Annotated in this window: 23 protein-coding genes, 1 tRNA gene and 1 pseudogene; 13 read left to right on the plus strand and 12 right to left on the minus strand. The window is 71.4% G+C overall.

Annotated features, from left to right (window positions below):
* Window positions 1-10: 10 nt before the first annotated feature.
* Both LNW72_RS19665 and LNW72_RS19670 read right to left on the minus strand, forming a co-directional pair.
* Window positions 11-424 (minus strand): galactose oxidase early set domain-containing protein, encoded by a 414-nt coding sequence (locus tag LNW72_RS19665; protein WP_250976602.1) that lies wholly within the window; start codon window positions 422-424, stop codon window positions 11-13.
* A 203-nt stretch (window positions 425-627) separates the two neighbouring features.
* Window positions 628-1,896, minus strand: a complete 1,269-nt coding sequence (locus LNW72_RS19670) for a hypothetical protein (protein ID WP_250976603.1) — start codon at window positions 1,894-1,896, stop codon at window positions 628-630.
* Window positions 1,897-2,131: 235 nt separating this feature from the next.
* On the opposite strand from LNW72_RS19670, the gene LNW72_RS19675 reads away from it, so the two are divergent.
* The gene (locus LNW72_RS19675; protein ID WP_250976604.1) at window positions 2,132-2,569 is read left to right on the plus strand and encodes a hypothetical protein; all 438 of its coding nucleotides are present in this window, start codon (window positions 2,132-2,134) and stop codon (window positions 2,567-2,569) included.
* Between the two features lie 134 nt (window positions 2,570-2,703).
* Here the strand turns inward: LNW72_RS19675 and LNW72_RS19680 are convergent, their stop codons facing one another.
* On the minus strand, window positions 2,704-3,210 hold the full coding sequence (locus LNW72_RS19680; protein WP_250976605.1) for a hypothetical protein: 507 nt from the start codon (window positions 3,208-3,210) through the stop codon (window positions 2,704-2,706).
* Between the two features lie 342 nt (window positions 3,211-3,552).
* On the opposite strand from LNW72_RS19680, the gene LNW72_RS19685 reads away from it, so the two are divergent.
* From LNW72_RS19685 to LNW72_RS19695, 3 genes are read left to right on the plus strand one after another with little or no spacing between them, the layout of a single operon-like run.
* Window positions 3,553-4,419 (plus strand): heavy metal-binding domain-containing protein, encoded by an 867-nt coding sequence (locus LNW72_RS19685; RefSeq protein WP_250976606.1) that lies wholly within the window; start codon window positions 3,553-3,555, stop codon window positions 4,417-4,419.
* A gap of 1 nt (window position 4,420) precedes the next feature.
* Window positions 4,421-5,284: a heavy metal-binding domain-containing protein gene (locus tag LNW72_RS19690; protein WP_250976607.1), complete on the plus strand. Its 864-nt coding sequence runs from the start codon at window positions 4,421-4,423 to the stop codon at window positions 5,282-5,284.
* A gap of 28 nt (window positions 5,285-5,312) precedes the next feature.
* Window positions 5,313-5,705 carry a hypothetical protein gene (locus LNW72_RS19695; protein ID WP_250976608.1) on the plus strand — a complete coding sequence of 131 codons (393 nt, stop codon included), beginning with the start codon at window positions 5,313-5,315 and terminating at the stop codon, window positions 5,703-5,705.
* A gap of 47 nt (window positions 5,706-5,752) precedes the next feature.
* Here LNW72_RS19695 and LNW72_RS19700 read toward each other — a convergent pair whose 3' ends face one another.
* On the minus strand, window positions 5,753-6,571 hold the full coding sequence (locus LNW72_RS19700) for a serine hydrolase (RefSeq protein ID WP_308401988.1): 819 nt from the start codon (window positions 6,569-6,571) through the stop codon (window positions 5,753-5,755).
* Between the two features lie 212 nt (window positions 6,572-6,783).
* Here LNW72_RS19700 and LNW72_RS19705 point away from each other — a divergent pair, with 212 nt between their 5' ends.
* Window positions 6,784-9,468, plus strand: a complete 2,685-nt coding sequence (locus LNW72_RS19705; RefSeq protein ID WP_250976609.1) for an ATP/GTP-binding protein — start codon at window positions 6,784-6,786, stop codon at window positions 9,466-9,468.
* Between the two features lie 211 nt (window positions 9,469-9,679).
* Here LNW72_RS19705 and dacB read toward each other — a convergent pair whose 3' ends face one another.
* From dacB to LNW72_RS19745, 7 genes and pseudogenes are all read right to left on the minus strand, one after another.
* Window positions 9,680-11,296, minus strand: coding sequence for a D-alanyl-D-alanine carboxypeptidase/D-alanyl-D-alanine-endopeptidase (gene dacB / locus LNW72_RS19710; protein ID WP_250976610.1), 1,617 nt, complete (start codon window positions 11,294-11,296; stop codon window positions 9,680-9,682).
* 423 nt (window positions 11,297-11,719) lie between these two features.
* Window positions 11,720-14,239 carry a SpoIIE family protein phosphatase gene (locus LNW72_RS19715; RefSeq protein WP_250976611.1) on the minus strand — a complete coding sequence of 840 codons (2,520 nt, stop codon included), beginning with the start codon at window positions 14,237-14,239 and terminating at the stop codon, window positions 11,720-11,722.
* Between the two features lie 252 nt (window positions 14,240-14,491).
* A complete protein-coding gene (locus tag LNW72_RS42095; RefSeq protein WP_374117414.1) occupies window positions 14,492-16,321 on the minus strand; it encodes a SpoIIE family protein phosphatase in 1,830 nt (609 codons plus the stop codon).
* A gap of 330 nt (window positions 16,322-16,651) precedes the next feature.
* The gene (locus LNW72_RS19730) at window positions 16,652-17,980 is read right to left on the minus strand and encodes a mannosyltransferase family protein (protein WP_250976612.1); all 1,329 of its coding nucleotides are present in this window, start codon (window positions 17,978-17,980) and stop codon (window positions 16,652-16,654) included.
* Window positions 17,981-18,129: 149 nt separating this feature from the next.
* A complete protein-coding gene (locus tag LNW72_RS19735) occupies window positions 18,130-18,666 on the minus strand; it encodes a hypothetical protein (protein ID WP_250976613.1) in 537 nt (178 codons plus the stop codon).
* A 118-nt stretch (window positions 18,667-18,784) separates the two neighbouring features.
* A pseudogene (locus LNW72_RS19740) lies at window positions 18,785-19,255 on the minus strand (SigE family RNA polymerase sigma factor); the annotation flags it as partial.
* A 135-nt stretch (window positions 19,256-19,390) separates the two neighbouring features.
* Window positions 19,391-21,106: a helicase HerA-like domain-containing protein gene (locus LNW72_RS19745; protein ID WP_250976615.1), complete on the minus strand. Its 1,716-nt coding sequence runs from the start codon at window positions 21,104-21,106 to the stop codon at window positions 19,391-19,393.
* Between the two features lie 98 nt (window positions 21,107-21,204).
* Here LNW72_RS19745 and LNW72_RS19750 point away from each other — a divergent pair, with 98 nt between their 5' ends.
* Together LNW72_RS19750 and LNW72_RS19755 are read left to right on the plus strand one after the other, a co-directional pair.
* A complete protein-coding gene (locus LNW72_RS19750) occupies window positions 21,205-21,501 on the plus strand; it encodes a type II toxin-antitoxin system VapB family antitoxin (protein WP_138356234.1) in 297 nt (98 codons plus the stop codon).
* 144 nt (window positions 21,502-21,645) lie between these two features.
* Window positions 21,646-22,290, plus strand: a complete 645-nt coding sequence (locus LNW72_RS19755) for a LytR C-terminal domain-containing protein (protein WP_250976616.1) — start codon at window positions 21,646-21,648, stop codon at window positions 22,288-22,290.
* A gap of 126 nt (window positions 22,291-22,416) precedes the next feature.
* On the opposite strand, the gene upp is transcribed toward LNW72_RS19755, so the two are convergent.
* Window positions 22,417-23,052: a uracil phosphoribosyltransferase gene (gene upp, locus LNW72_RS19760; protein WP_250976617.1), complete on the minus strand. Its 636-nt coding sequence runs from the start codon at window positions 23,050-23,052 to the stop codon at window positions 22,417-22,419.
* 178 nt (window positions 23,053-23,230) lie between these two features.
* On the opposite strand from upp, the gene LNW72_RS19765 reads away from it, so the two are divergent.
* From LNW72_RS19765 to LNW72_RS19790, 6 genes are all read left to right on the plus strand, one after another.
* Window positions 23,231-23,467 (plus strand): hypothetical protein, encoded by a 237-nt coding sequence (locus tag LNW72_RS19765; RefSeq protein ID WP_250976618.1) that lies wholly within the window; start codon window positions 23,231-23,233, stop codon window positions 23,465-23,467.
* A gap of 207 nt (window positions 23,468-23,674) precedes the next feature.
* Window positions 23,675-24,220, plus strand: coding sequence for a hypothetical protein (locus tag LNW72_RS19770; protein WP_250976619.1), 546 nt, complete (start codon window positions 23,675-23,677; stop codon window positions 24,218-24,220).
* A gap of 62 nt (window positions 24,221-24,282) precedes the next feature.
* A complete protein-coding gene (gene tadA / locus LNW72_RS19775; protein ID WP_250976620.1) occupies window positions 24,283-24,738 on the plus strand; it encodes a tRNA adenosine(34) deaminase TadA in 456 nt (151 codons plus the stop codon).
* Between the two features lie 10 nt (window positions 24,739-24,748).
* Window positions 24,749-24,835: transfer RNA gene (locus LNW72_RS19780), tRNA-Ser, on the plus strand.
* A gap of 263 nt (window positions 24,836-25,098) precedes the next feature.
* The gene (locus LNW72_RS19785; RefSeq protein ID WP_250976621.1) at window positions 25,099-25,263 is read left to right on the plus strand and encodes a hypothetical protein; all 165 of its coding nucleotides are present in this window, start codon (window positions 25,099-25,101) and stop codon (window positions 25,261-25,263) included.
* A gap of 28 nt (window positions 25,264-25,291) precedes the next feature.
* Window positions 25,292-25,585 (plus strand): Dabb family protein, encoded by a 294-nt coding sequence (locus LNW72_RS19790; RefSeq protein WP_250976622.1) that lies wholly within the window; start codon window positions 25,292-25,294, stop codon window positions 25,583-25,585.
* Window positions 25,586-25,611: the final 26 nt, after the last annotated feature.

The following is a 25,611-nucleotide window of genomic DNA, read 5'->3' on the forward strand; positions in this document are numbered from 1 at the left end:
GGCGGCGGGGTCAGGCGCCGGGGCTCAACTGCACCCACTGCGCGGTGCTCGGCACGCCCTTGTCGTCGAGGAGGAAGACCATGTAGAAGCCGGGCGGCGCGTCCTTGGCGGACCGCGGGGTGCGCAGGACGAGGTTGTTGCCGCTACGGCCGGCGATGGGCAGCTCCAGGCGGCGCTGGCTGGTGTCCACCGAGTGGGTGGAGGTGATGGGCGCCACCAGGACGGCCTTGCTGACCCGGCCCGGGGTGGTGGTGGCGACCTGGAAGGTGGACGCGTAGCGCTGCGCGGCCCGCGGGACGCCGGACAGCTGCGGCCGGGGGCCCTGGTGCAGGTAGGAAGGTTCGTAGATCTCGATGGTGCCGTTCATCCCGGACTTGATGTCGGGGTTGTTGGCGATCTGCTGGAGCTCGTCACCGGTGAGCATGATGCGGCCGTCGGGCAGCAGGACGGCGTTGGAGTGGTATCCGCGCGGCAGCCGCTGGACCGGTCCGAGCCGCCACGCGCCCTTGCCGTCCCGCAGTTCGGTCTGGCGGTACTTCAGGTCGGCGTTGGGGTTGTAGGGGCCGTTGCCGTAGTCGCGGATGTCGTAGGCGCCGTTGACGGTGAACAGCTTGCCGTCGGGCAGGATCAGGGTGTCGTCCTGGGTGCGGCCGAAGGCGCGGGGGTGTCCTTGGTCCAGCGGCCGCCGGAGAACTTGTAGGTGTTGGGGTCGTTGCGGTTGCCGCCGAGGATCAGAACGGAGTCCGGGCCGCTGGCGCCGTTGGGCAGGGCCACGGCGGAGCCGTAGTTGCGCATGGCGCCGTCGGGACGGTCGGGCAGCTTGCGGCGGGTCTCGGTCTGCGGGTCGAAGGCGAACTGCTCGTCGAAGTTGCGGCCGAAGCCGTAGATCAGGCCGTCCTTCAGGGAGAACAGATGGGGATAATCCATCATGTAAGGGGCGTTCGTCTTCCACTGGTCGAGCGCCCGACCCTTGGGCGCATCGGCCGGGTCGTACGAGACGGGGCTGCCCTTGGCCGGGAAGCGCTCGATCTCCATCGAGAGATCCCCCCAGCCGATCTCCGACTGGCCGGACGTGATGAACTGCCGCCCGTCGGCGCCGGTGACCACACTCGGGTACCAGCGGCCGACCGCCATGTCCTGCTGCTGGTGCCAGGTCTCGGTCCACGGGTCGAAGACGAGCGCGAGCTTGGCTCCGGTGCCGCCGTTACCGCCCAGGTTGCCGCCGAAGACGGCGACCATGCCGTTGGGCAGATAGGCGTGTCCGGAGCAGAAGACCGGCGCGGGCCGCGGCTCGTCCTTGCCGTCGGGCATGTTCACCACGGGCGGCGGCACGGCCTTGAAGGCGTCGCTCCCCTCGCCCCTGGCGGGGTCCCACACGTAGGCCCGTCCGGCGTTCTCCTTGCCGATGATCTGGGTGGGCGCAGGCTCCTTGGTCGGGTTCTCCTCGATGGACTCGAAGGAGAAGACCAGGATCTTCCCGGTGGGCAGCAGCGCCACGTGGTCGCCGAAGTCGGGGCTGGAGAAGTAGTCGGTGAACTTCCCGAACCGGGCGGGGTCGAACGTGGCGTTGAGGCTGCGCTGCGACTCGGTGAGCTTGTTGAAGCGCAGGGTACGGGTGGTCTGCGGATAGTCCGAGTCGAGGGCGCGCAGACCGATACGGTCACGGGCCAACTGCTCCGCGGCGGCCCGGCCGAGCGTCTTGGCCTCGGCGGGCCGCACCTCCTTGCGTACTTGGGCTTCGGTGATGCGCACGCCTCCGCCCGGGCGGACATCGGAGGCGTGCGCCGTGGACGGCGCCGAGCGGACGGACAGAACGGTCGCGCCGGCGGGCGCGGTGACGGACAGGGCGGTCGCGGCACAGCCGAGCGCGAGCGCCCACCTTCCTCTGCGGTGCATGAGGCTCCTCATGGGGACATGGCGGTCGCCCGCCCGAGCAGCACGGGGCGACCACACAGAGTGACTGGACGTGGGCAGTAGATCACACACCGTAGCGACGTCTGGGCAGACGCTCGCCGGAACGATTCGCCCTCCGCCAATGGAGTGTCACTGTGCGTGTCCGGGAAGAAGCGGGTCCCCGCGCTGCTGCAATGGCCCCGACCCCGACCTCATCGCTGTGAGGAGTACTCCTGCCATGGACACGAGAACGCGCACGTCAACTCGTACCGGAACTCGTATCGCCGTCACGGCTGTTGCAGGTGTCGCGGCCCTGCTCGGCCCCGCCGCCACGCAGGCCACCGCCCTGCCCCTGGAACCGCCTCAGACCCTCCACGTCGCCGGCCAGGTCATCCCCGGCGGGGCCGACGGCCGCCCCCACGAACTGTTCTGCCCCGCACCCCAGAGCGCCTTCAGCGGCGGCTTCGCCATCTCCGCGAGCGAGGGCTCCAGCCTGGCGCCGGAACCGACCGACGTCCTCCAGAGCCGCCCCAACGACGACGCCACCGGCTGGATCGTGACCGTACGCAAGCAGCAGATCCGTCCGGGGGCGGACCCCCGGCACCCGCACACGGGACCCGCCGATCTGGTCATCCACCTCGCGTGCACGGAGGGCATGCCCACCCACGGCATGTGACCGCGCCCCGGAGAAGGCCCAGGTCGCCGACCCGGGCCTTCTTCTCCACCAGCAACAGGGCGTCAGGGCCTGTGTGATGCGGTTGCAGCCGTGGTTCCGGCGTCGGCTGTGGTGTTCCGCTGTGGTGCGGGGTGTCAGTAGCGCAAGGCGCTGAGGACTTCGGTGGTGACCGTGCCGGTCAGGGTCCGGTTGCTCCGGGCGGTGGCGTCGGCGGTGGCGCCGGCGGCGACCTCGGGGACGTTGAGGGCGCTCACGTCGACCACGGTGCCCGACTGGTTCTTGAAGTTGACCAGGACGGTGTAGCGCCGCGGCTTCGAGTCGTGGTTGGTGACCTTCACCGGGACGTCCGTCCGGCCGTCGGATCCGGTCGCCACGGGGCCGAGCGTGACGTCTGCCTTCGCGTCCAGTCCGCCCTTGACGTTCTGCAGCGCGGACGACGCGGCCGCTTGGGCGGAGGCGGCCGCGGAAGCTGCCGCGCTGCTGGCGGCGGAGGCGGCGGACGACGCCCCCGACCTGACGGCGGAGGCCGCCGAGGACGCCGGGGCGGCGGCAGGGCTGTCCGACGAGCAGCCGGTCAGTCCGGCCCAACCGAGCATGACGGCCAGCGCGGCAGAGGCGCATCGGGTGACCTGACGTTTCATGGCTGCTCCCGGCTCGACGGCAGTTTCCCGTCCAGCGTCGGCCAGCCCGGCCCTCCCTACGGGCAGGGCACGCGCGGCACCCGGGTGACGTCGAGGGCCGGAGGACCAGTGCTGCGACCCCGCGCCGGGTCCGAGCCCGTGGTCGCGTCGGCCGCGGTTTCCGGGAACCCGGGGATCCGGAGAACCGTTCCTCGGGACGAAGGCCGTGTTCGGTCGGGGGCGGCGGGGGTCGGTCAAGATCTCTTGAAAGCCGTTTCGCTGCTTCCTGCGGTGTCATACGCTGCCGCCGGAACGACGACGCGGTGCGCGCGGTGAGCCGAGAGGTCGGTGGCACGGGAGCCGATGAGAGACCGAGAAGACGTCGGCCCGCCCGGCGGCGGTCGGCCGCGGACGGCGAAGGCGCGGGCCGGGGGCGCCTGGGACTCGGCGCTGTCGGCCGAGGAGTTCGCGGCGATCAAGGGCGTCGGGTTCGAGCCGGTCGGGCAGGTGCTCGGTACGGCCGTCTTCAACATCGGGTACGACGGCGGGTGGGGCTGCCCGGGCGCGTGGGGCGGCGGCGGTACGCGGGTGTCGTCCTCCGCGTGGGCGCCGTTCTCGCCGCTGGTGAAGGCGATGTACGCGGCGCGCAGGCTGGCGCTCTCCCGCGCGGTGGCCGAGTGCGGTGCGCTGGGCGGCGACGGGGTCGTCGGGGTGACGCTGCGGGTCGGCGCGTTCCCCGCGGGCGGGCTGGAGTTCACCGCGCTGGGCACAGCGGTGCGGGCCCGCTCGCGCAGCCGGCCGCGCCGGCCGTTCACGTCGCACCTGAGCGGCCAGGACTTCGCCAAGCTCCTGCACGCCGGATGGGTGCCCACCGGACTGGCCTTCGGCATCTCCATCGCGTCCCGGCACGACGACTGGCGCACCTCCCGCCGGGTCCGCTGGACCGCCGGGAACGAGGAGGTCGACGGCTACACCCAGCTGATCAACCACGCCCGCCACGACGCCCGGACGCAGCTGGCCCGCGAGGTGGTGTCGCACGGCGGCGACGGGGTGGTGGTCGACGGGATGGAACTGCGGGTGCGGGAGAGCGAGTGCTTCACGTACGGGAACACGCAGGATCACATCGCGGAGGCGGTCTTCGCCGGCACCTCCATCGCCAGGTTCGGGCGCGCGAAGCAGCCCGCCGGACCCAGGCCACTGACCATCATGAGACTGGAGCGGGAGCGCTGAGATGACTGAGTCGCCCAGACAGGACACGGCCGGGGACGCCGAGCGACTGGCCGCGGCGGGTGTGCCGGAGGACGCCATGCGGCGGCTCGCGCAGCTCCAGCCGGGGCAGAAGGGCTCGATCTTCACGTCGGACCTGACGGTGAACGAGTTCCTGCTGGTGCGCGAGGCCGGCTTCCGCCCGCTCGGTCTGGTCCTCGGCTCCTCCGTCTACCACGTCGGCATCCAGCTCGGCCGGTGGTCGAAGAACCAGGAACTGACCAAGCTGTCGCAGGCCATGTACCACGCGCGCGAGCTGGCGATGAGCCGGATGGAGGCGGAGGCGAGCGCGTTGGGGGCGGACGGGATCGTGGGGGTGCGGCTGGACATCGAGTTCAAGGAGTTCGGCTCGGACGTCGCCGAGTTCATCGCGATCGGCACGGCGGTGAAGGCGGACGGCGCGGACCCGGGGCCCGGCGGGACCTGGCTCAACAACAAGGGCAAGCCGTTCACCTCGGACCTGTCCGGCCAGGATTTCTGGACCCTGATCCGGGCCGGATACGCGCCGCTGGACATGGTCATGGGGTCGTGCGTCTATCACGTGGCGCACCAGCGCTTCGCGCAGGTGCTCAGCAACTCCGGCCGCAACGTCGAGATCGAGCCGTTCACCCAGGCGCTCTACGACGCGCGCGAGCTCGCGATGAGCCGGATGCAGGCGGAGGCCGAGGACCTGGACGCCGAGGGGATCGTGGCGGTCCAGCTGCGGCAGCACTCGCATACCTGGGGAGCGCACACCACCGAGTTCTTCGCGATCGGGACAGCGGTGCGGCCGCTGCGCGACGACCACGTCATCGACCGGCCGACCATGGTGCTGAGCCTCGATGCCTGAGAATCCTGAGAACCCTGAGATTCCCGAGGTGCCTGAACGGGAAGTGGAGTTGCTGGCCGCGGCGCTGCGCCGGGACAGCGCGGACCTGAACCTCTACGCCGAAGTGCTGTCGGTGAACCTGGTGGACTCGCTGCCGCCCGGCGCGGTGCAGGTCAAGCGCAAGCGCTCCGTCGCGGACCGGATGGCCGGGCGCGACGGGTCGGTCACCGGACTGGACGTCACCCTCGGGGAGCGCCGGCTCGCGCTGCGGGTGGACCGGGCCGTGGTGGTCGGGGAGATCTGCAAGGAGGTCCGCGGCATCGTGCTCTCGCGGCGCCAGGTGGGCCTGGACGAGTGGATCGACGCCCTGGCCCAGGCGCTGGCCGACGCCGCGGCCTCGAACGCCCGTGCCCGCGAGGCCGTCGAGCGCTTCCTGGCCTGACCGGCCTGACCGGCCTGCCCGGCCTCAGGCCTCACGGCTTCACGGCCTCACGTCGTGGCTTCGGCCTTCCGCAGGTGCTCCACACCGGCTTCATCGGTGCCGTCGGAGCTTCCGCCGAGTCGGTGGACCAGTACCCAGCGGCCTGTCTCGGGGAAGGCTCCGGCGAAGACGGAGGCATCGCGGGTCGCGCCGTTGTGCCATTTCAGCGGGCCGGCCGACTGCCATGACAGTGCGGGAGGACCCAGCGTCCGGTCCAGGAGCAGGCCGGTGAGCAGGCCGGCCGTGGCGCGCGGGGTGGCCCACATTCCTCCCGCGGGCAGGATCGCCCCGGTCATCGTCCACGGCGCCCGTTCCCGGCCGAACCACCCGGTGGCGCACAGGCGCCGGTCGGCGGGGGGCCGGGCCGTCACCTCGTGGACGCCGAGCGGGTCGAGCACGTGCTCCCGTACGAGCTCCTCGTAGGGCCGGCCGCCGGCGGCGACCAGTGCCGCACCGAGTACGGCGTAACCGAAGTTGGAGTACTCCTCCGCCTGCCCGGCGGGCCTGACGGTGAGCGAGTCGAGACGGCTCAGGAGCGCCGACAACGCGTCCTGGTCGAAGGGCGCGTACGGGTCTCCGCGTGACAGGCCGGGCGGCAGCCGGGGCAGACCCGAGGTGTGCTCGGCCAGCTGCCGCAGGGTGATTCCGGTGCCCGCCGGCACCCGGTTGAGCAGGCGCTCCACGGGATCGTCCAGGTCGAGCAGGCCGGCGGCGGTCATCCGCGCGAGCACTGTGCCGGTCAGGACCTTGGTGAACGAACCGATCTCCACGAACCGGTCCGGGTCGTGCCCGCCCTCGGCGAAGGGCGGAGCGCTGCTGCTCAACACGCAGGTGGGTATGGGGCGCACAGTGAGGGAAGTCCGTTTCATGAACGCTGCGGGAACGGTCGCACTCGTGCTGTCCTACTCGCGCTGTCCTACTCGCGCTGTCGTGCTTTCGCTGTCGTGCGGGTCGCGTGGCTGAGGCCTGAATGAGGCCTTGTCAGGCTGTCCTCAAGAGAGCATAGATTGGCTCCAGTTGATCGTCAGGGGGGCGAGCCGTGGCAGGGCGGGATCTTCGAACGCTGTTCACCTCGAACGACCGGAGCATCTCCGCGAATGAGGCGTTCACCAACCGGCAGGCGCAGTGGCAGGCGGTGACGACCTGCCTCGCGGAACACCTACGGCAGGTGAGCGGCACGGGCTTCGACGTGGAGGACCTGGAGAGTCCCCGCCGCAACGTCCTCGTCTTCCACGGTGTGGGCGGCATCGGGAAGTCCACGCTCTCCCGCAAGATCGAAGCATCGCTCACCCACAGCGAGCACCGCCCCGCGCAGTGGGACTCACCGTTCCACCCCGAGGAGCGGACGCTGCCCGTCCGTATCGACCTCGCGCGCTCCGCGGGCACGGACTTCGAGCGCATCATCCTCACCATCCGCCTCGCCGTCGCCGCGCTCGGCCGGCCGATGCCCGCCTTCGACCTGGCCCTGCGCCGCTACTGGGAGCACAACCACCCGGGCGAGCCGATCGAGGACTATCTGCGCCGGGGCGGGCTGCTCAGCCGCTTCAGTGCCGCTGCCGCGCTGCCTCAACAGATGCAGTCGGCCCTGGGCGACGTCGCCCAGGCCCTGCTCCTGCCCGGCACCGTCGGCGGGGCACTCGGCCACGGGGTCGGCGCACTGGTCGGGGCGTTGCGTGAGCGGCGTCAGTCCGTGCGCGCCCTCGCCGGCTGTGCCCGGCTGGCCGACCTGCTGGAGGCGGAGCCCGACCTGGATGCCCTCAGCTTCTACCCGCACCTCCTCGCCTGGGACCTCGCCCAGCTCCCGGCGGACAAGAGCGCGGTGCCCGTGATCCTGCTGGACACCTTCGAGGACACCGGCGACCGCACCCACCGTGACTTCGAGCTCCTGCTCCAGCGCATCGTGTGGCTGATGCCCAACGCGTTCTTCGTCGTCACCGGACGCAACCGCCTCCAGTGGGCGGAAACGGCCGTGGAAGGGCAACTCGACTGGGCCGGTCCGAACGCCTGGCCCGGCCTCGTCCCCGGCGACGCCGCGTATCCCCGGGCGGACGCGTCCGCCCGGCAGATCCTGATCGGCGACTTCTCCCGCGAGGACTGCGAGGACTACCTCGCCCGCAGGCTCAGCCGGGACGGGCGGCCGCTGATCGACGAACCGGTCCGCCGGATCATCGCCGAGCGCTCCCACGGGCTGCCCCTGCACCTGGATCTGTCGGTCATGCGCTACCTGGAAATCCGGCGCGGCGGCCGACAGCCGCACGTCGCGGACTTCGACCACGACTTCCCCGCCCTGATCGCCCGCACGCTCAGCGATCTGACCGCCGAGGAGCGTCAGGTACTGCGGTCGGTGAGCCTGCTCAGCGCCTTCTCCGTGTCCCTGGCCACCGAGGTCGCCGGCATGGACCACGACGCGCCCGCCCTGCGGCTGACCGAGCGGCCCTTCATCCGGGAATCCGCCTCCGGCGTATGGCCCTTCCATGTCCATGACCTCATCCGCTCCGCCATCCGCAACGCGGACGACGGCAGTGACGACCGCTGGTCGGAGCAGGACTGGCGGCGCGCGGCCCGGCGCGCCTTCCGCGCCCTGGGAGCGCAGTGGCGCCAGGATCCGCGACGCGACCGCGCCGTCCTGGTCGGCTGCCTCCAGCAGGGGTTGCTCCTCGCACGGGACTTCGACCTCGGACTGGACTGGCTCGCCGATGCCTCGTTCCAGTACGTGGCGGATTCCCTGTGGGAACCGCTCGCCTTCCCTGCCACGGGTGAAACCTCACTGAGCGGCCGGCAGAGTGCCGCGGACGCCCTGGTGGAAACGCTCAGCACCATCACCCGCCGCCATCTTGAGCACCGGGAACGTACGGCCGACCGGCTCACCGCCGTCCTGGCGTCGGGACGGCTCCCCGATGACCTGGTCGAACTGGCCACGTACTACCTGGCGAAGGCCCAGCGGGACATCGGCCTGACCGACGAGTCACGCCGGGGCATGCAGCGCGTCGCCTCCGGCGGAGGCCGGCTGGTCCTGGCCGCCGGACGCGGCCTGGCACATCTCAGCCGACTGTCCGGAGACTTCCCCGCAGCCGTGGAAGCCGCCGGGAGGCTGGGCTGGGAGGGGCGGAGCCGGCGCGTGCTGGGGGACGTGTGGTGGGTGCAGGGCGACATGGAACAGGCCGCTGCCGCCTACCTGGCCAACCGCGGCGAAGCGGAAGAGCACGGAGCGGCCGGCGAGACCGCGATGACCCAGGCCCATCTCGCCTTCGCCGTCGCGTTCGCCGACCCCCTCCGGGCCGACGATGAACTCGACCTGGCGACCCGGCTCCTGGCACCTCTCAGCCTTCGCTCCACCGAGATGACCGCTCGCATCGCCGCACTGGTACGCGACGCCGGGTACGCGGCGGACCTGCCGGACCGGGCCGCCGTTCTTCTCGTCGAGATCGATGTCTCCGGTATTTCCTACGCCGCGGCCAAACTCCAGCTGGCCCTGTGCTTCCACCATGCGGTTCTCGACGCCCGGGACGACCTCGCTTCCGGGATCGTCCGCCTGCGCGAACTGACGCGGAGCGGCGACTACACCTACTACGTCGAAATCGCACACTTCATGGCCGGTCTCCCGCTCCCCGCGCACACCGCGCGAGCCCGGTGGATCGACGGAGAGCAGCGAACCCGCGAACGCTGGCGCAGCCTGGTCGCGCTACGCCGCACCCACATCGGCACGGGACGGCCTCCGGCATGACCCGCGACCCGCGACCCCGTACTCCGTAATCCGTGCCCCGTGGCCCGTGGCCTGTGACCCGCGTCGATGGGCAGCGCCATGCGTCGAAGGCCCCTGCCGGATGGTGTCCGGCCGGGGCCTTCGTCGTGTGCCGCATCCCTACCGGCCGGATACGCGGCGAACCGGTGACCGGTGAACCGTGAACCGGTTGATCAGCGAACCGGCGAACCGGTCAGGCGTGGCTCCTGGCCTCCGCCTCCTGCTGCAGGAGGCCGGCGATCCGGGCCACGTCGTTGCCGATGGCGAGGACTCCGTTGATGTCCGGGGCGGAGGCGCCGGTCATGGCGATGTAGAAGGTGTTCAGCTTTCCGTGGCCCGCGGCGAGGTAGCCGCCGAGGGTCCAGGCGCCGACGGTGGCCCGCTGGTTGACGGCGTCGAAGCCGGCGAAGGTGCCGGGCTTGCCCCATACCTTGCCCTTGCCCGGGCAGGTGGGGGATCCCTCGCAGACGGAGGTCAGCGAGCCGTCCACCCCGAGGATCGGCAGCGCCTCACGGAAGCGCTTCGCCTCCTCGGTCCCCTGCCAGTAGTGCAGGATCTCGTCCTCCACGCGCGGGGTGACCCGGTCGTTGGGGTTGCCGCCGCGGCCGTCGAGCATCTGGACCTGGGTCGGGTCGATGCCGGCCTGGCGCAGGAAGCTGTTGATCACGCCGAAGCCGTCCGCGCATGCGTGGCTGCCCGTCGAGACGGCCATCAGGCAGATCGTGAGGTTCGCCCCGAGGTTGTGGCTGACCTTGAAGATCAGCTTCGTGTACTCGGCGAAGATCGGCGAGACGTACGCGGCGACGCGCTGCGTGCCGGCGTAGGAACGCGGCAGCAGGCCGGACGGGTTCGGTCCTGTCGGGTGTGCGGTGACGGTGACCCCCGCCCTGGCGAGTGCCTCGATCAGCGCGGTGCGCCCGAACGCCGCCGGGTCCTGGACGGGGGAGATCCGCAGCTCCGGCTTCGCGCCGGCCGCGATCGTCCCCGACAGGCTGATGCGGGTGCCGTCCGGTGAGGCGTTGACCACGATGTTCGTCGTGCCGCCCGCCGCGACCGTCTTCACGGTCGACGTCACCTGGTAGGGCGCGACCTGGGGCCGCCAGCTGAGCTGCGCGGGACGGCCGGGGGTCGTCGCGGTGGTCAGCAGGTCGATGACGTTGTCGTTGATGATGAGCGGGGTCGGGAGCGGGTCCAGCTGCGGGGCGGAGGCGGTGGAGAAGATCCGGGAGTCGATGGCGACGTCGCCCTGGACCTTGGTGAGGCCCGACCTGCGCACCTGTTGGGCGATCATGTCCAGGCCCGCGAGCGGGTTCTCGGGAGTGAGCGTGGCGCCCGGAACGTCGTTCGCATAGGTGTGGTCGATCGGGGTGTAGGCGACGGAGCCGTCCGGCTTCGTCCGGCCGCCCATGGTGAGGTCGCCCTGGGCGACCAGCGCCAGCGAGCCGTTCAGGACGCTGCCGGTCCGGCGGCCGAGAGCCTGCACCGGGGTGGTGAATCGGTGCTCGCCGCCCAGCGCGTGCCAGGCGCTCGACACGCTGACCAGCTTGCCCGTCGAACCGGGGATGAAGAACTGGTCCGGGTACTGCGAGTGGACGACGCGTCCGGTCGAGCCCTCGACCTCGAGCAGGCCCCACTGGGCGTGCTCATAGGCGGGCTTGTCCATGATCGCCCTGATCTCCGGGCTGAGGTCGTCATGGTGCGCGGGTACCGGGCCCGCCGCACCGACCGTCGCGACCGTGGCCATCATCGTGGCCGTCACCGTGGTGACGATGCCGGCCCAGGTACGTCGGCCTCGCGGAATCGATCTCATGAACCCTCCAGTGCAGGGCCGGCGCACCAGCCAATTCTGACGGTTGATCAGTTGAGCAGCACCGGGAGGCATACCGTGCGGAGGCCGGTCGTCGAACGTTGCAGCGAGCTGTTCACCCGCTTGCGCGGTGTTATTACCAGCGTTAATGACAGCGTTATTGCCGGCGCGGGATTCCTGCGGGTACGGCCGCCCGTGCGATCCGTACGATCCATGCGGTCCATGACCAGCCGTATGCGACCGTGATCGGCCGGACAGGCGGCCCTAGGGTCTGTCGTCTGGATCTCCGTGGGGGAAGGAGCGGTGTCCGGTGCGTGCAGCTGCAAGGCGGAGGAGGGAGGCGACGCGGAGCGTCGTCGACCGACGACAACGCGGCAGATGTGCGTGCTGGACACCGCGACGCCGCGGAGATCCAGACGACAGGCCCTAGGCGTCGAACGCGGTCAGCAGCAGTGCCACGTCGTCCGCGCGGTGCGTCGAAAGACGGGCGTCGGTCAGCAGCCGGTCGGCGAGTTCCTCCAGCGAGCTCGCGTCGGCGTGGGCGAGCGAGACCCGCAGCCGGTCGATGCCCTCGTCGATCGGGATCCCCGGCTCCTCGACCAGGCCGTCGGTGTACAGGGCGAGCACCGATCCCGGCGGCGGCACCAGTTCACTGATCGGGTACTCCGCCTGCGGATCGACGCCGAGCAGGGCGCCGCCCGCGAACTCCAGCACGTCGGTGTGGCCGTCGGCGTGCCGCAGCAGCGGGGGGAGGTGGCCGGCGCGCGCGATACGGGCCCGGCCCGCGGTCCGGTCCAGCTGGATCAGACAGCAGCTGGCGAGCAGGCCGGGGTCGAGATCGGCCAGCAGCCGGTTGGTGCGGACCAGCACTTCGTTCGGCTCGCAGCCGCTGGTGGCGAAGGCCCGTACCGCGCTGCGGAGTTGGCCCATGGTGGCGGCGGCGGCCACGCTGTGGCCCTCGACGTCACCGATGACCAGGCAGAGTCCCTGCGCGGTGACGATCGCGTCGTACCAGTCCCCGCCGATCTCCATGCTCTGCGTGCCCGGCAGATAGCGGGCCGCGATGGCGACACCGGGCACCTCGGGCAGCCGGTGCGGCAGCAGCGCGTTCTGCAGGCCGCGGGCGAGGGCGAACTCGGTGTCGTACAGCCGGGCGCGCTCCAGCGCCTGGGCGATCAGGCCGCCGAGGGCGGTCAGCACGCCGCGTTCCTCGGACGTGAACGGGTGGGGCTCGTCGAAGCCCAGGATGCAGCTGCCGACGGGGTGCCCGGAGGCGATCAGCGGGAGGAAGGCCCAGGCGCACATCTCGTCCAGCGGTATGCCGGGGTAGGCGCCGGACAGCTCGTCGACGGACGCGAAGAAGATCGGCGCACCGGTGCTCAGCGTCTCCACCCCGGGCAGCCGGGCCCCCATCGGCGTGCCCTCGAAGCGGTCCAGGAACTCCTCGGGGTAGCCCACCTGGTGGGCGAGGTTCAGCCGGTTCCCGGCGACGACGTAGATCGCCAGCTCCTGGCCGCCGAAGGCCGGCAGAATCTGCTCCGCGACGGCCGTGCACACCTCATGGACCGTGACGGCCTGGGTCAGTGTGCTGGCCAGTTCCAACAGGCGGTAGATGGCCCCGACCCCGGTGCGGCGCGCTGGGGTCGACGGCCCGAAGGCCGCGGCCGGGGTCTGCCCGGCCTCGGTCGGCTGCGGCGCCGGACCGTCGTGCTCGGGGGGCCCCTTCGCCGGGACGACGGTGCCGGTGACCCCGTGCGCGTCGGGGTAGAAGGCGAAGGCCAGCCACCGGTCGGGCGGGCGGCAGGCGAGGTACGCGGTGGACTGGCGGGAGATCATCGCCGCTCGGTGACTGTCCTCGTACGCGGGGTCGGAGAGCCAGCTCAGGCAGTCCCACAGCTGCCGTCCGAGCATCTCCTCGCGATGGGCGCCCAGCAGCAGCTCGGCGCCGAGGTTCGCGTAGGTGATCCGGCCGTCCGGGTCGAGCGAGAGGATGCCCTGCCGCAGCCGCTCCACGGCCTCGGCGGCGGCCACTCCCGTACCGGTGTCGAGGACGGTGCCGAACAAATGATCATGGTCTTGACCAGCAGCGGTCTCGGAAGTTCTGGCCCGCACCTCGATGGTCCGCGACCGGTTCGGTCCGGCCGCCACCCGCAGCCGCGTGGCGAGGCCCCGGCCGTCCACCAGCGCGCTGCGGGCGGCGGAACAGAAACCCGGCAGGTCCTCCGGGTGGATCCGGGCGGCCAGGGTCTCGGCCCGGCCGTCGAACTGGCCGGCGGCCCAGTCGAAGATCGCGCACAGCTCGTCGTCGGCCGTGACGGTGCCGGTGGCGAGGTTCCAGTCGAACAACCCGAGCCGGATCGCCGTGGCCGACGTGGTGGGCAGCTCGATCACCGCCGTGTCGCCCCCGCCCTCCACCCGGTCCCCCCGGGCGGCCAGCTCCGCCAGCAGGGCGCCCAGCCGGTTCGCCGCGGTCCGCAGGTGCCGGCGGGCGCCCGGCGGCAGCCCGACGGCGGAGGGCGTCCACAGCCCGCACAGCACCCCGAAGGTCTCCTGACCGGCGACGATCGGCGCGCAGACGGAGGCGAACGAGTACGGCAGGCCCACCAGCAGCTGGGGGAAACGCCGCAGCGTCTCCTCCGTCCCCGACAGGCACACACTGCGGCCGGTGCGGTAGGCCATCGGAGCGGGCAGCGGACTGCGCACGGAGATGCGGCGGAACGATCCCAGCGCCGACACCGGAACGCCGGCGACGGTGCTCAGCACGAGCGAGCGCCGGTCACGGGAGCGCAGATACACCATGCCGCAGTAGGCATCGGTGTCCCTGAGCACCTTCCGCACGGCGGCGGCGAGCAGATCGTCCCGCTCGTCCCTCTCCTGGGCAGGCGCGGGCGGGCGGGCACGGTCAGCGCCGTTCACCGAGGCCTGCGGTGTCGCAGCGCCGTCCACCGAGGCCTGTGGTGTCGGTGCTGACGGCGGGGCCTGACGGGACTCCGGCGGATCGGGCCCGCGCCGAAAACGGCGGACACCATCGGGACCGATCCCGGTGCGCGTCGCCTCGGTACTGCCGGTCACTTGCGTCCCTCGCGGGTCCGCCGGCACACCCTGGCGCATCTCTTCTCTGTACGCCCGCCCACCAGGGGTGTCAAGGCGAACCACCCGCGGACGCCGGCGCCGGCGGTCACCGTCCATCACTTTCCGTCACCAGCTCGCGCCAGGACCCGGCTTCCGGGGGATGCGTTGTTCGGACCAGATGATCTTTCCGGCGGTGGTGTAGCGAGTACCCCAGTGTTCGGCCAGTTGGGCGACGAGGAACAGGCCGCGGCCGCCCTCGTCCGTGGTGGCCGCGTAGCGCAGGTGGGGGGAGGTGCTGCTGGTGTCGGTGACCTCGCAGATCAGGCTGCGGTCCAGCAGCAGGCGGACGGTGATCGGTCCCGCGGCGTGGCGGATGGCGTTGGTGATCAGCTCACTGAGGATCAGCTCCGTGGTGAAGGCCAGCTCGTCCAGTCCCCACCGCTCCAGCTGCCGCTCGGCCGCGGCCCGTACGGCGGAGACGGCGGAGGGTTCCGACGGTACGGACCAGCGGGCGATCCGGTCCTCCGGCAGCGCGCGGGCCCGGGCGACGAGCAGGGCGACGTCGTCCTTCGGTTCCGCGGGCAGCAGTGCGTCGAGCACCGCGTCGCAGGTCTGCTCCGGATCGCGGTCGGCGCCCGCCAGCGCGGTGCGGAGGAGGTCGAGCCCGACGTCGATGTCGCGGCTGCGGTCCTCGACCAGGCCGTCCGTGTAGAGGACCAGCTTGCTGCCCTCGGGCAGTTCGTGTTCCACCGCCTCGAAGGGCAGGCCGCCCAGGCCCAGCGGCGGGCCGGCCGGCACGTCGAGGTACTCCACCGTTCCGTCGGGGTGGACGAGCGCGGGCGGGAGGTGGCCGGCGCGGGCCAGCTCGCAGCGCCGCGAGACCGGGTCGTAGATCGCGTACAGGCAGGTCGCGCCGGCGGCGGGGGTTCCGGTGCCCGGCGCCAGGTCGTCCTTGTCCATCCGGCTCACGAGGTCGTCGAGGTGCGCCAGGAGATCGTCGGGCGGCAGGTCGAGCATCGAGAAGTTGTGCACCGCCGTCCGCAGCCGGCCCATGGTGGCGGCGGCGTGCATGCCGTGCCCGACGATGTCCCCGACGACCAGCGCGACGCGGGCGCCCGGCAGCGGGATGACGTCGAACCAGTCGCCGCCGACTCCCGCCCGCGCGGGCAGATAGCGGGTGGCGACGTCGAGGGCGTCCTGCTCGGGCAGTCCGTGCGGCAGCAGGCTCTGCTGGAGGGTGACGGCCATGGCCTGGTTGCCGGTGACGGCCGAGTCGATCTGCTCCTGGGTGGTGTACTTCGTGTCGAAGAAGCCGGTGTTGCGGCCGACGCGCAGCACCGCCACCCGGTCCGTGACCGCACGGACCTCCTCCATCTCATGGCTGACCAGGAGCACGCCGAGCCGCTGGTCCCGCAGCCGCTGGACCAGGGCGAGGACCACGGCGGCCTGTTGGGGTCCCAGCGCGGCGGTGGGCTCGTCCAGGACGACCAGTTGCGGCTCCCCGAGCAGCGCACGCGCGATGGCGACGCCCTGGCGCTGCGCGGCGGAGAGCGAGGCGACCGGGACGCGCAGGCTGGGGATCCGGACGGACAGCACGTTGAGCAGCGCGCGGCACCGCTTCTCCATCTCGACCTCGTCGAGCCTGCCGAACCGGCGGACTTCGCGGCCGAGGAAGAGATTTCCGACGGTGTCGAGGTTGTCGCAGAGCGACAGGTCCTGGTGGACGGCGACGATGCCCAGGTTCTGCGCGTCGAGCGGCGTCCTGAGGTCGACCGGCCGGCCCTTCCACTCGATCACCCCGCTGTCCGGCGGCGACACCCCGGCGATGACCTTGACCAGGGTGGACTTGCCGGCCCCGTTGGCGCCGACCAGGCCGACCGCCTCGCCTTCCCTGATCTCGAGGTCGACCCCGCTCAGGGCTTGCACGGCGCCGAACCGTTTGGAGATTCCGCGCACGGCCAGCAGGGGGGTGTCTCGCGCCAAAGCTGCCTCCTACTCCGGGCCGGCCGGGCTCGGGGACTGAATGTGCCCGGCGGACTCCGTCAGTGCACCGTGACGCCCTCGGGCGTTCGGATTCGCGATCGTAGAGGACATCGGCACGGATCGTCCTCATCTGGATGATCCTGAGGCCGAACAGATAAAAGCCCCGACCGGGAATCCGGCCGGGGCCCTCGATCGGCGACGGCCGATGCCGCGACCACGGTTACGAGTTGGGGAAGTTGACGATGGATCACCTCGTGGTGATCGGCCGCGACGAGGTGGCGCCGGCGGCCCGGGGCGTGTCCCTCAGCCGGCCCAGCGGCCGGAGGTGAAGGCCACCGCGAGGACCGTCATCAGGGGGGCGGACAGGCAGACGTAGGCAGTACGGATCCAGGGGCGGTGGAGGGTCCAGCGGGCGAGTCCGATCCACAGCGGCCACCACAGGAGGGTGGCGCGGGGGATGGACATGTACCAGTACGAGGTGCCGAGCGCCCAGAGGGTGAGGGCGATGTAGACGGCCTCCGGCCACCGCCGCCGTTGCAGGAGGCGGGCGAGGAGGAGCAGGCCGACCACCATCGCGATGAGTTCGGCCCGGAACATCAAGGCGTACCCGGTGGTCTGGGTGTGGGAGAAGGCCGAGTCCCAGGTGTTCCGCCAGGCCTCCCACGGGGTGTGGAACTGCCGGTACCAGCCGCGTTCCTGGGCGTGCTTCCAGGCCATCCAGTCACCGGTCCTGGCGTGCAGGTACCAGGTGTAGGCGAGGGCCGGCACCGCGGGAAGCGCCAGCCAGGGGAGGGCGCGCAGGCGCCCGCGGAGGCCGGTGGCGGTCAGGAATTCGACGGCCAGGGCGGCCGCGACGAACAGTCCGCTGATCCGGACGGTGGTGGCGCAGCAGGCCAGTACCGCCGCCAGCGGCCAGCGGCCCTTCTTCGCGGCCAGCCAGGCGGGCAGGGCGAGGGCCAGGAAGAGGGCCTCGGTGTAGCCGACGGCCAGGAACACCGCGCAGGGCGACAGCAGCAGGAAGAACACCGCGTGCTCCCCCGGATCACCCTGACCTGGGACACCTTCCGTGGTGGCGAGGTGGAGGCGGGCTATTCGGGCGAGGGCCAGGACCGCGACGGCCCCGGCGACGAGCGAGATCAGCAGGCCCGCCACGGTCCAGTCGGGCACGACGGTGTGCACGACGCGGAGCAGCAGGGGCAGGCCGGGGAAGAACGCCTCGCGGTTGTCCGGTGGGGCGGAGCCGGACCCGTCGGGGCCGCCGAAGTAGCCGTACTGGGCGATGCGGACGAAGTACGACCAGTCCCACTGCTCCCACCGCGAGAGCAGCGGCGGTGCCTCCTTGGCGCGGCCGTCCCCGGTGAACAGCCAGCCGGTGCAGTAGGCCGTGATCCAGATGCCGGCCCGGGTCAGCAGATAGAGCGCGAGCACCGTCCGGTCGTTGGCGCTGACCGAGGCGAGCAGCCGGTGGGCGGCCGAACGCGCCGGTCCCGGTCCCGGCGCCGGTGGACGGTGCCCACGTGGACGGTGCTCACGTGGGCGGCGGCTCTCACCCCGTCCGGGGGACGGCAGCAGCCGGTGCGGGCCCACTTCGGCCTCGGCCTCCCGCGTCCGCGGGGCTGGTACGACGGACATGTTCGGCTCCAGACGGTGGGGCGGGAGGGCGGGGGGCGCGTGCGGGCGTTTTCGGGCATGCGGGATCGCCCGGTGGCGCGACCGGTTCGTTCAGGAGGTGGTGCGGGAGGTGGCGGAGATCAGCCGGGCAGCGGTCGGCCGGGCCGGGATCAGCCGGGCGGAGAGGTGGTCTGCAGGGTCGAGCGCGTCGTGCCGGCGGGCGGCCCGCCCGGCCCGAAGGTCGCCGTGCCGTGGGAGTCCGTGCCGTGTGTCGTCCCGGTCATGGTCGGCGTGTCGCTGGGCTGGACGGACCTCGACTGCGTCGGACCGGATTGCGGCGGGGTCGGGGATGAACCGTCCGGGTACGAAGCGGAGGGCGATGTCGCGGGGGCGACCGTTCCGCCGCCGAACGGCAGGACGGCTGCCGCCGCGATGCCCGTACCACCGACCATCAGGCAGGCGGCGAGCGCGTACGCGGCCGTCCGGCGGCGCCGGACCCGGTCGCCGCGCGCCATGATCACGGCGACGGGGGCGGGGGCCGCCGCGGTCCGCCCGGCGGCGGCGGCGTTCTTGAGCGCGCTCGTCAGCGCGTCCTCCGGCGGCTGCGGACGGTGCGGGTCGCGTCGATCGTCCGAGCTGGCCGGGTCGTGCGAGTTGGCCGGGTCGTGCGGACTGTGCCGGTCGCGGGGGTCGTGGAGCTCAGGCACCGGGAGCCTCCTCGGCGTGCGAATCGTGCGAACGATGCGAAGCGTTCGGAAGGCCGGAACCGCCCGGACCACCGGAACCGCCGGAACCGCCGGACTCACCGGACCCGCCCGGCTCGGCCGGATCCGTCAGGTGGCCGGCGAGCGCCGCCCGGCCCCGGTGCAGATGGGTCTTGACGGTGCCGCTGGAGACCCCGGTCTCGGCCGCGATCTGGTCCACGGACAGATCGCAGACGTAGTGCAGGACCACCGTGCGCCGCTGCCGCGGCGACAGCTCGCGCAGCGCCGACACCAGCGCCACCGGCTCGGGACCTGGTCCCTCGACGGACTGCGCGCCGCCGTGCCGCTGCCAGGCGTCGTCGGAGCGCCGGCGGCCGCGCCACCGGCTCACCGCGAGCCGCCAGGCGACCGTACGGATCCAGGCCTCCGGAGCCCCGTTGCCGTCCAGCTGCCGCCGCCGGCTCCAGCCGCGGACGAAGGCCTCCTGCACGACGTCCTGCGCCTCGTGCAGGTCGCCGAGCATCACGTAGAGCTGACCCGTGAGGCGTCCCACCGCGTGCGCGTAGAACTCCTCGAACTCCTCGACGGTCAACACTCACTCCAGATTCTCCGCGGACTCACCAGGCATACGCCTGGGACCCCGCGTCCGGTTGACAGTGAACGCCGAAAAGTTTTTCCGGGGGCGCCGGCGCCCGTCCGACGGGAGTGCCGATGGTGTCAGCTGGTGTCAGCGCTTGCGCGTGCCGAAGAGCGAGCGGCTGATCTCGCGGCCGATCTGGGTGCCCAGCGAGCGCGTCAGCGATTTGAAGACGCCGCTGCCGACGACCTGCTCCACGACGCTCTTCTCCCCCTCGGCCGCTTTCCCCGCCGCCTTCCCGCCCGCCTTTCCCGCGGGCTTCGCGGCCGCCTCAGCGGCTTCCTGGCCGGGGGCCGGCGCCATCGCGGCGCCGGCGGCAGCGTTCAGCTTCTCGTAGGCCGATTCGCGGTCGACGGCCTGCGCGTAGCGGGAGTAGAGCGACGACGCCTTCACGGCCGTGTCCATCGCGGCCGCCTCGATGGGCCCCATCAGGGACTGCGGGGCCCGCAGCCGGGTGGCGGCGACCGGGGTCGGCGCGCCCTTCTCGCTGAGGACGGTGACGACGGCCTCGCCGGTGCCCAGCGCCGTCAGCAGCTCGCCCAGGTCGTAGGCGGAGTTGGGGAACGTCGAGACGGTGGCCTTCAGGGCCTTGGCGTCCTCGGGGGTGAAGGCGCGCAGGGCGTGCTGGACGCGGTTGCCGAGCTGCGCGAGGACGTCCGAGGGCACGTCCTTCGGGGTCTGGGTGACGAAGAAGATGCCGACGCCCTTGGAGCGGATCAACCGCACCGTCTGGGTGATGGCGTCGAGGAACGCCTTCGACGCGCCGTTGAAGAGCAGATGGGCCTCGTCGACGAAGAACACCAGCTTGGGCCGGTCGATGTCGCCGACCTCCGGAAGGTCCTGGAAGAGGTCCGCGAGCAGCCACATCAGGAAGGTGGAGAAGAGCTGCGGCCGGTCCTGGACGGCCGGCAGCTCCAGCACCGACACCATCCCGCGCCCGTCCGGCGCGGTCCGCAGCAGTTCACCGGTGTCGAACTCGGGCTCGCCGAAGAACGGCTCGGCGCCCTGCGCCTCGAACGCCGTCAGGGTCCGCATGAGGACCCCCGCGGTGGCGGACGAGATGCCGCCGATGTTCTTGAGCTCGCCCTTGCCGACGTCGGAGGTGAGGAAGGCGATGACGGCCCGCAGGTCCTTGAGGTCGATCAGCTCCAGGCCCTTGGTGTCGGCGTAGTGGAAGATCAGGCCGAGCGACTGCTCCTGCGTCTGGTTGAGCCCGAGCACCTTCGCCATCAGGATCGGGCCGAAGCCGGTGACGGTCGCCCGCAGCGGGATGCCGGCGCCGATACCGCCGAGCGCGTAGAACTCGGCGGGGAAGCCGGACGCCGCCCAGTTCTGCCCGACCTCGGCGGTGCGCTGCGCGACCTTGTCGTTCGGCTGACCGGCCGCGGAGATCCCGGAGACGTCGCCCTTGACGTCGGCGAGGAACACCGGCACCCCGTTGGCGGACAGCTGTTCGGCGATGAGCTGCAGCGTCTTCGTCTTGCCGGTGCCGGTGGCGCCCGCGACGAGGCCGTGCCGGTTGAGCATGCCGAGCGGGATGCGGATCTGCGCGTCGGCATGGCAGGTGCCGTCCCACAGCAGCGCGCCCAGGTCGAGCGCCGGCCCGGTGAAGGTGTAGCCGGCCAGGATCGTCGCGGCGGGGCCCGGCAGATCCACCGCGGGGGCGGGCTGCGCGGGGGACGGGACGGCGGACGCGTCGGGCGGCGTTTCGGAGGACGGACCGGCGGGCTGCGCGGGGGACGCGCCGACAGGCGAATCCGCGGGCGGATCGGCCGGAAGTGCCGCCTGGGCTTGCGGATCGGTCATGGCAGGCTCCCGCTAGGTCCGGCTATCGACGTAAATACCACCTTTGCACTCCTCCGCCACTGCTGCGCCCGCACGGGCTTGCCCGGTAGGCTTTCCGTGTGATCTTCAAGCGCATCGGAAACGGGCGGCCGTACCCCGACCACGGCCGGGTCAGCACGCGAGAGTGGGCGGATGTCGCTCCACGTCCGGTACGCCTCGACCAGCTGGTCACCACCAAGGGCCAGCTCGACCTGGAAACCCTGCTCGCCGAGGACTCGACGTTCTACGGCGACCTCTTCGCGCATGTCGTGAAGTGGCACGGTGACCTGTATCTCGAGGACGGTCTGCACCGGGCGGTCCGGGCGGCGCTCCAGCAGCGCCAGGTTCTGCATGCCCGCGTCCTGGAGATGGACTGACCGAGGCGGCCGCGCGGACCCGCCTGCGGACGCGCCCCGTGAGGGCGGCTGTTCGGAGGCGGCTGTTCGCCCTTTCGGGTTCGGCTGTCCGCCATTCGTTGATCATTTAGTACGCTCCGGCGATGAGCGCACTACGCTGCGCCCATGAGCATGCTCACCCCTTCCGGCATGGGCGGGAAGTACCGGATCACCGGAAACCAGTACCCGAGAATGGGCCGGCCGCGAAGGCGCGGCCGTACCGTCCTGGCCATCGTGGCCTCGGTGGTGGTACTCGGCCTGATCGGCTGGGGCACGCTACAACTCATCGACGTCTTCACCGGCGGCAAGGACAAGGGCCCCGCCCAGGCCCACGCCGCCCCGGCGAGCTGCAAGCCGACGCCCGCCGCCACGCCGAAGCCGACCGGCAAGCCCGCCCCGCTGCCCCCACCGGCCTCGATCGGGCTCACCGTCTTCAACGCGACGGCGAAGGCCGGGCTGGCCAAGACCACGGCCGACGAGCTGGCCAAGCGCGGCTTCCACGTCATTAAGTTCAGCAATGCCCCGTTCGAGTACGACAAGAAGGTCACGGTCCCGGCGCTGATCGTGGCCGGCCCCGCCGGCGAGCGGGCGGCGCGGGTCGTCGGTACGCAGGTCGCGGGCTCCACGGTGAAGATCGACCCGAAGCGGTCAGGACCGGGCGTGGACCTGCTGATCGGGACGCCCTACACGAAGCTGGCCGACCCGAAGGACGCCGCGAAGGCCCTGACCGTCGCGGCCAACCCGACCCCGGCGCCCTCGCCCAGCTGCTAGAACCGGCCGCGAGGGGCACGACAGCGACCGGAAGACCGAGAACGCCCAGAACGCCGAGAAGCCCCGGACCACCAGGTCCGGGGCTTCTCGCATCCGACGTCCAGTCGTGTCGCGGCCGTGCTGCGGCTATCCGGCGGTGCCGTACAGCCGGTCCCCCGCGTCGCCCAGCCCGGGGACGATGTAGCTGCTCTCGTTGAGCCCCTCGTCGACCGACGCGGTGACGACGGTGACCGGCTTGCCCGCCAGCTCCCGCTCCATGACCTCGATGCCCTCGGGCGCCGCGAGCAGCACGATCGCGGTGACGTCGTCCGCGCCGCGCTCGATGAGCAGGTTGATGGCGGCGACCAGCGTGCCGCCGGTGGCCAGCATCGGGTCGAGGACGTACACCTGGCGGCCGGAGAGGTCCTGCGGCATCCGGGTGGCGTAGGTCTTCGCCTCCAGGGTCTCCTCGTCACGGATCATGCCCAGGAAACCGACCTCGGCGGTCGGCAGCAGCCGGACCATGCCGTCCAGCATGCCCAGTCCGGCCCGCAGGATCGGGACGACGAGCGGGCGCGGGTAGGAGAGCCGGACGCCGGTGGTCGGGGCGACCGGGGTCCGGATGTCGACCTGCTCGGTACGCACGTCACGGGTCGCCTCGTAGGCGAGCAGAGTGACGAGTTCATCGGCCAGCCGACGGAAGGTCGGCGAGTCGGTGCGCTCGTCGCGCAGGGTGGTGAGCTTGTGCGCGACCAACGGGTGGTCGACTACGTGGATCCGCATGCACCCGACATTAACCGAGTCCCAGGGGTCCCCGCCGCCGCTCGCTCCCTCCACCGATCTCTCCACCGATGCTCTGCCTACTCTCCGCCGATCACGCATCAAACCGCACGGTAGAGGGAAACTGTGCACATACGCCCGGAGCGCCCCCGGGTGACCCGACCCCCACGGGTGGTGCCACATGCCGGAGCGGAGCGAGAACGGTGACGAGCCGGAAGAGCCCGGTCAGCCGAAAACGCGGAACAAGCAGGCCAAACGCAAGACCCAGGAAGAACGCGACGCGGAGCGCCGCAGACGCCGGGTCATGTTCCTGCGCGAACTGAACGAGGCCAAGGAGCTGCGCGAGCGCGTGCAACCGCGCAGGGCGCGCGCGGCACGAATGCGGCAGGCGATGCGAATGCGGACCTTCCGCTGGTAGCCCGCCGGCCCTCCGGAACGTCCGGAAACGGTGCGGGGGCGGGCCGGAAGCCGCCTCTGGAGGCTCCTCCGCAGCCCGACGTGATGAAGACCTGGCACGTCGGAGTGCGGAAGACCCTTCGCAAAGCCCAGCTTTCTGCCACGATGCCGAGTGGGTGGGGTCCTCCCCGCCCGGTCCGGACGGCCTGAGACCTGTGGGAGAGTCACGGTGTACTTCGCCGCACTGCTCGCGCGCAACGAGAACGGTTGGCAAGCGAGCGAACCTGATCTCGACGATGTGGAAACCCTCGGCGACCTGAGCGACCTGGCCCGTGCGGCCATCGCCGAGGAGGAAACGGTTCTGGTCTTCATCGAGCAGGAGGACGCCTGGTTCGGCGTCATCCGCGTCGATGGTGAAGAGGACCCCAGGATCTATGTGTCCGATGCCGCCGCGGCAGCCCGTAGTTCGTACGGAGAGATCCTGCTCACCGACGAACTGCTCGGCCGGGACCCCGAGGACCCCCTCGACGACCTGGTCGACCTCGACGGCACCGAGGACGGCGACGACGACGATGCCGACGAGGACGTGGTCCCCGGCCCCACCGAGGACCATGTGCCGGCCGGCCCGCTCGGCGAGGCCGGCCTGCTGTCCGATCTCGGTATGAGCGACAAGGAGCTGCTGGACCTCAGCGGTGACGGTGCGCTCACCGGCGAGGCGCTCGGTGAGATCGCCGAGGCGATCGGCTGTGCCGACGTTCTGGAGGCGGTCCGCTGAGCACCGCGCCACCCCCGCCCGGTCCGCCCCGCGATCCGCTTCGCGACCCGTGGACCGGGCCGATGCGCCATGCCCTGGAAGAGGCCGGGCTCGCCCCGCGCACCGGCGATGTGCCGGTGGGCGCGGTCGTGCTCGGCCCGGACGGCGTGGTCATCGGCCGGGGCCGCAACGAACGCGAGGCGACCGGTGACCCGACCGCCCACGCCGAGGTGCTCGCGATCCGCGACGCGGCCAAGGCGGTCGGGACGTGGCGGCTGACCGGCTGCACGCTCGTCGTCACGCTGGAGCCGTGCACCATGTGCGCGGGCGCGATCGTCCTCTCCCGGCTCGACCGGGTCGTGTACGGGGCACTGGACGAGAAGGGCGGCGCCGTGGGCTCCCTGTGGGACGTCGTCCGCGACCGCCGGCTCAACCACCGCCCCGAAGTCATCCAGGGGGTGCTCGCCGACGAGTGCTCAGCCCTCCTCACGCGTTTCTTCCGCTCGGGCGATTTCGGAGCACGGCCTCACGTGGGCTAAGCTCTCTCTCGGTAGCGTGTCCGAGTGGCCTAAGGAGCACGCCTCGAAAGCGTGTGTGGGGGCAACTTCACCGTGGGTTCAAATCCCACCGCTACCGCTCTTGAGCAGTACCGAGCAGTACCCGTAGTAACGACGAAAGCCCCGGCTCATGCGAGCCGGGGCTTTCGTCGTTCACGGCTTCTGACGGCGTGTCCGGGCGGGCGGCGGGACGAGGGCAGGAGGAAGGGGACCTTCGTGCTAAAGCGCCGGTTGAACCGCTGGCAGGGCCGCTGAATAGGCCGTTCGATGGATAGACTCCACCGATCGCACGCTGGGGACAGCCGGTGGGGGCTGCCACTGCTGCCGGGGAGGGCAAGGGGCATGGCGCAGGCGAAAAAAGTCACCATGTACATACTCGTGGTCTTCGTGCTCTACACGATCATCACGCAGCCAGCGCGCGCCGCCGATCTTGTGCAGGTAGGGTTCGAGGGCATTTCGAACGCCGCAAGAGGCATCGGAACGTTCATGCACGAGCTGGTCAACTGATCGGCGCGCTGCCGGTGAGGAGTCCCGCGTGATCCGCCATCTGGTTCTGTTCAAGCTCAACGACGGCGTCGGCCGTGACGAGTCCCGGGTCGCCGCCGGAGCGCGGGCGTTCGAGGAACTCGGCGGGCTGATCCCCGAGCTGACCTCGTGGGAGTGCGGCTGGAACGTCACCGACCGGCCGATCGCGTATGACTTCGCGATCAACTCGTCGGTCGCGGACGCCGCCGGTCTGAAGACGTATCTGGAGCACCCGGCACACCAGGCGGCGGCGGGCCAGTGGCGTGAATTCGCGACCTGGGTGATCGCCGACTACCCCTTCTGACGGTGCCGGACCGCCGGTCCGCCCGG

Source organism: Streptomyces sp. RKAG293 (assembly GCF_023701745.1).
GTDB lineage: Bacteria > Actinomycetota > Actinomycetes > Streptomycetales > Streptomycetaceae > Actinacidiphila.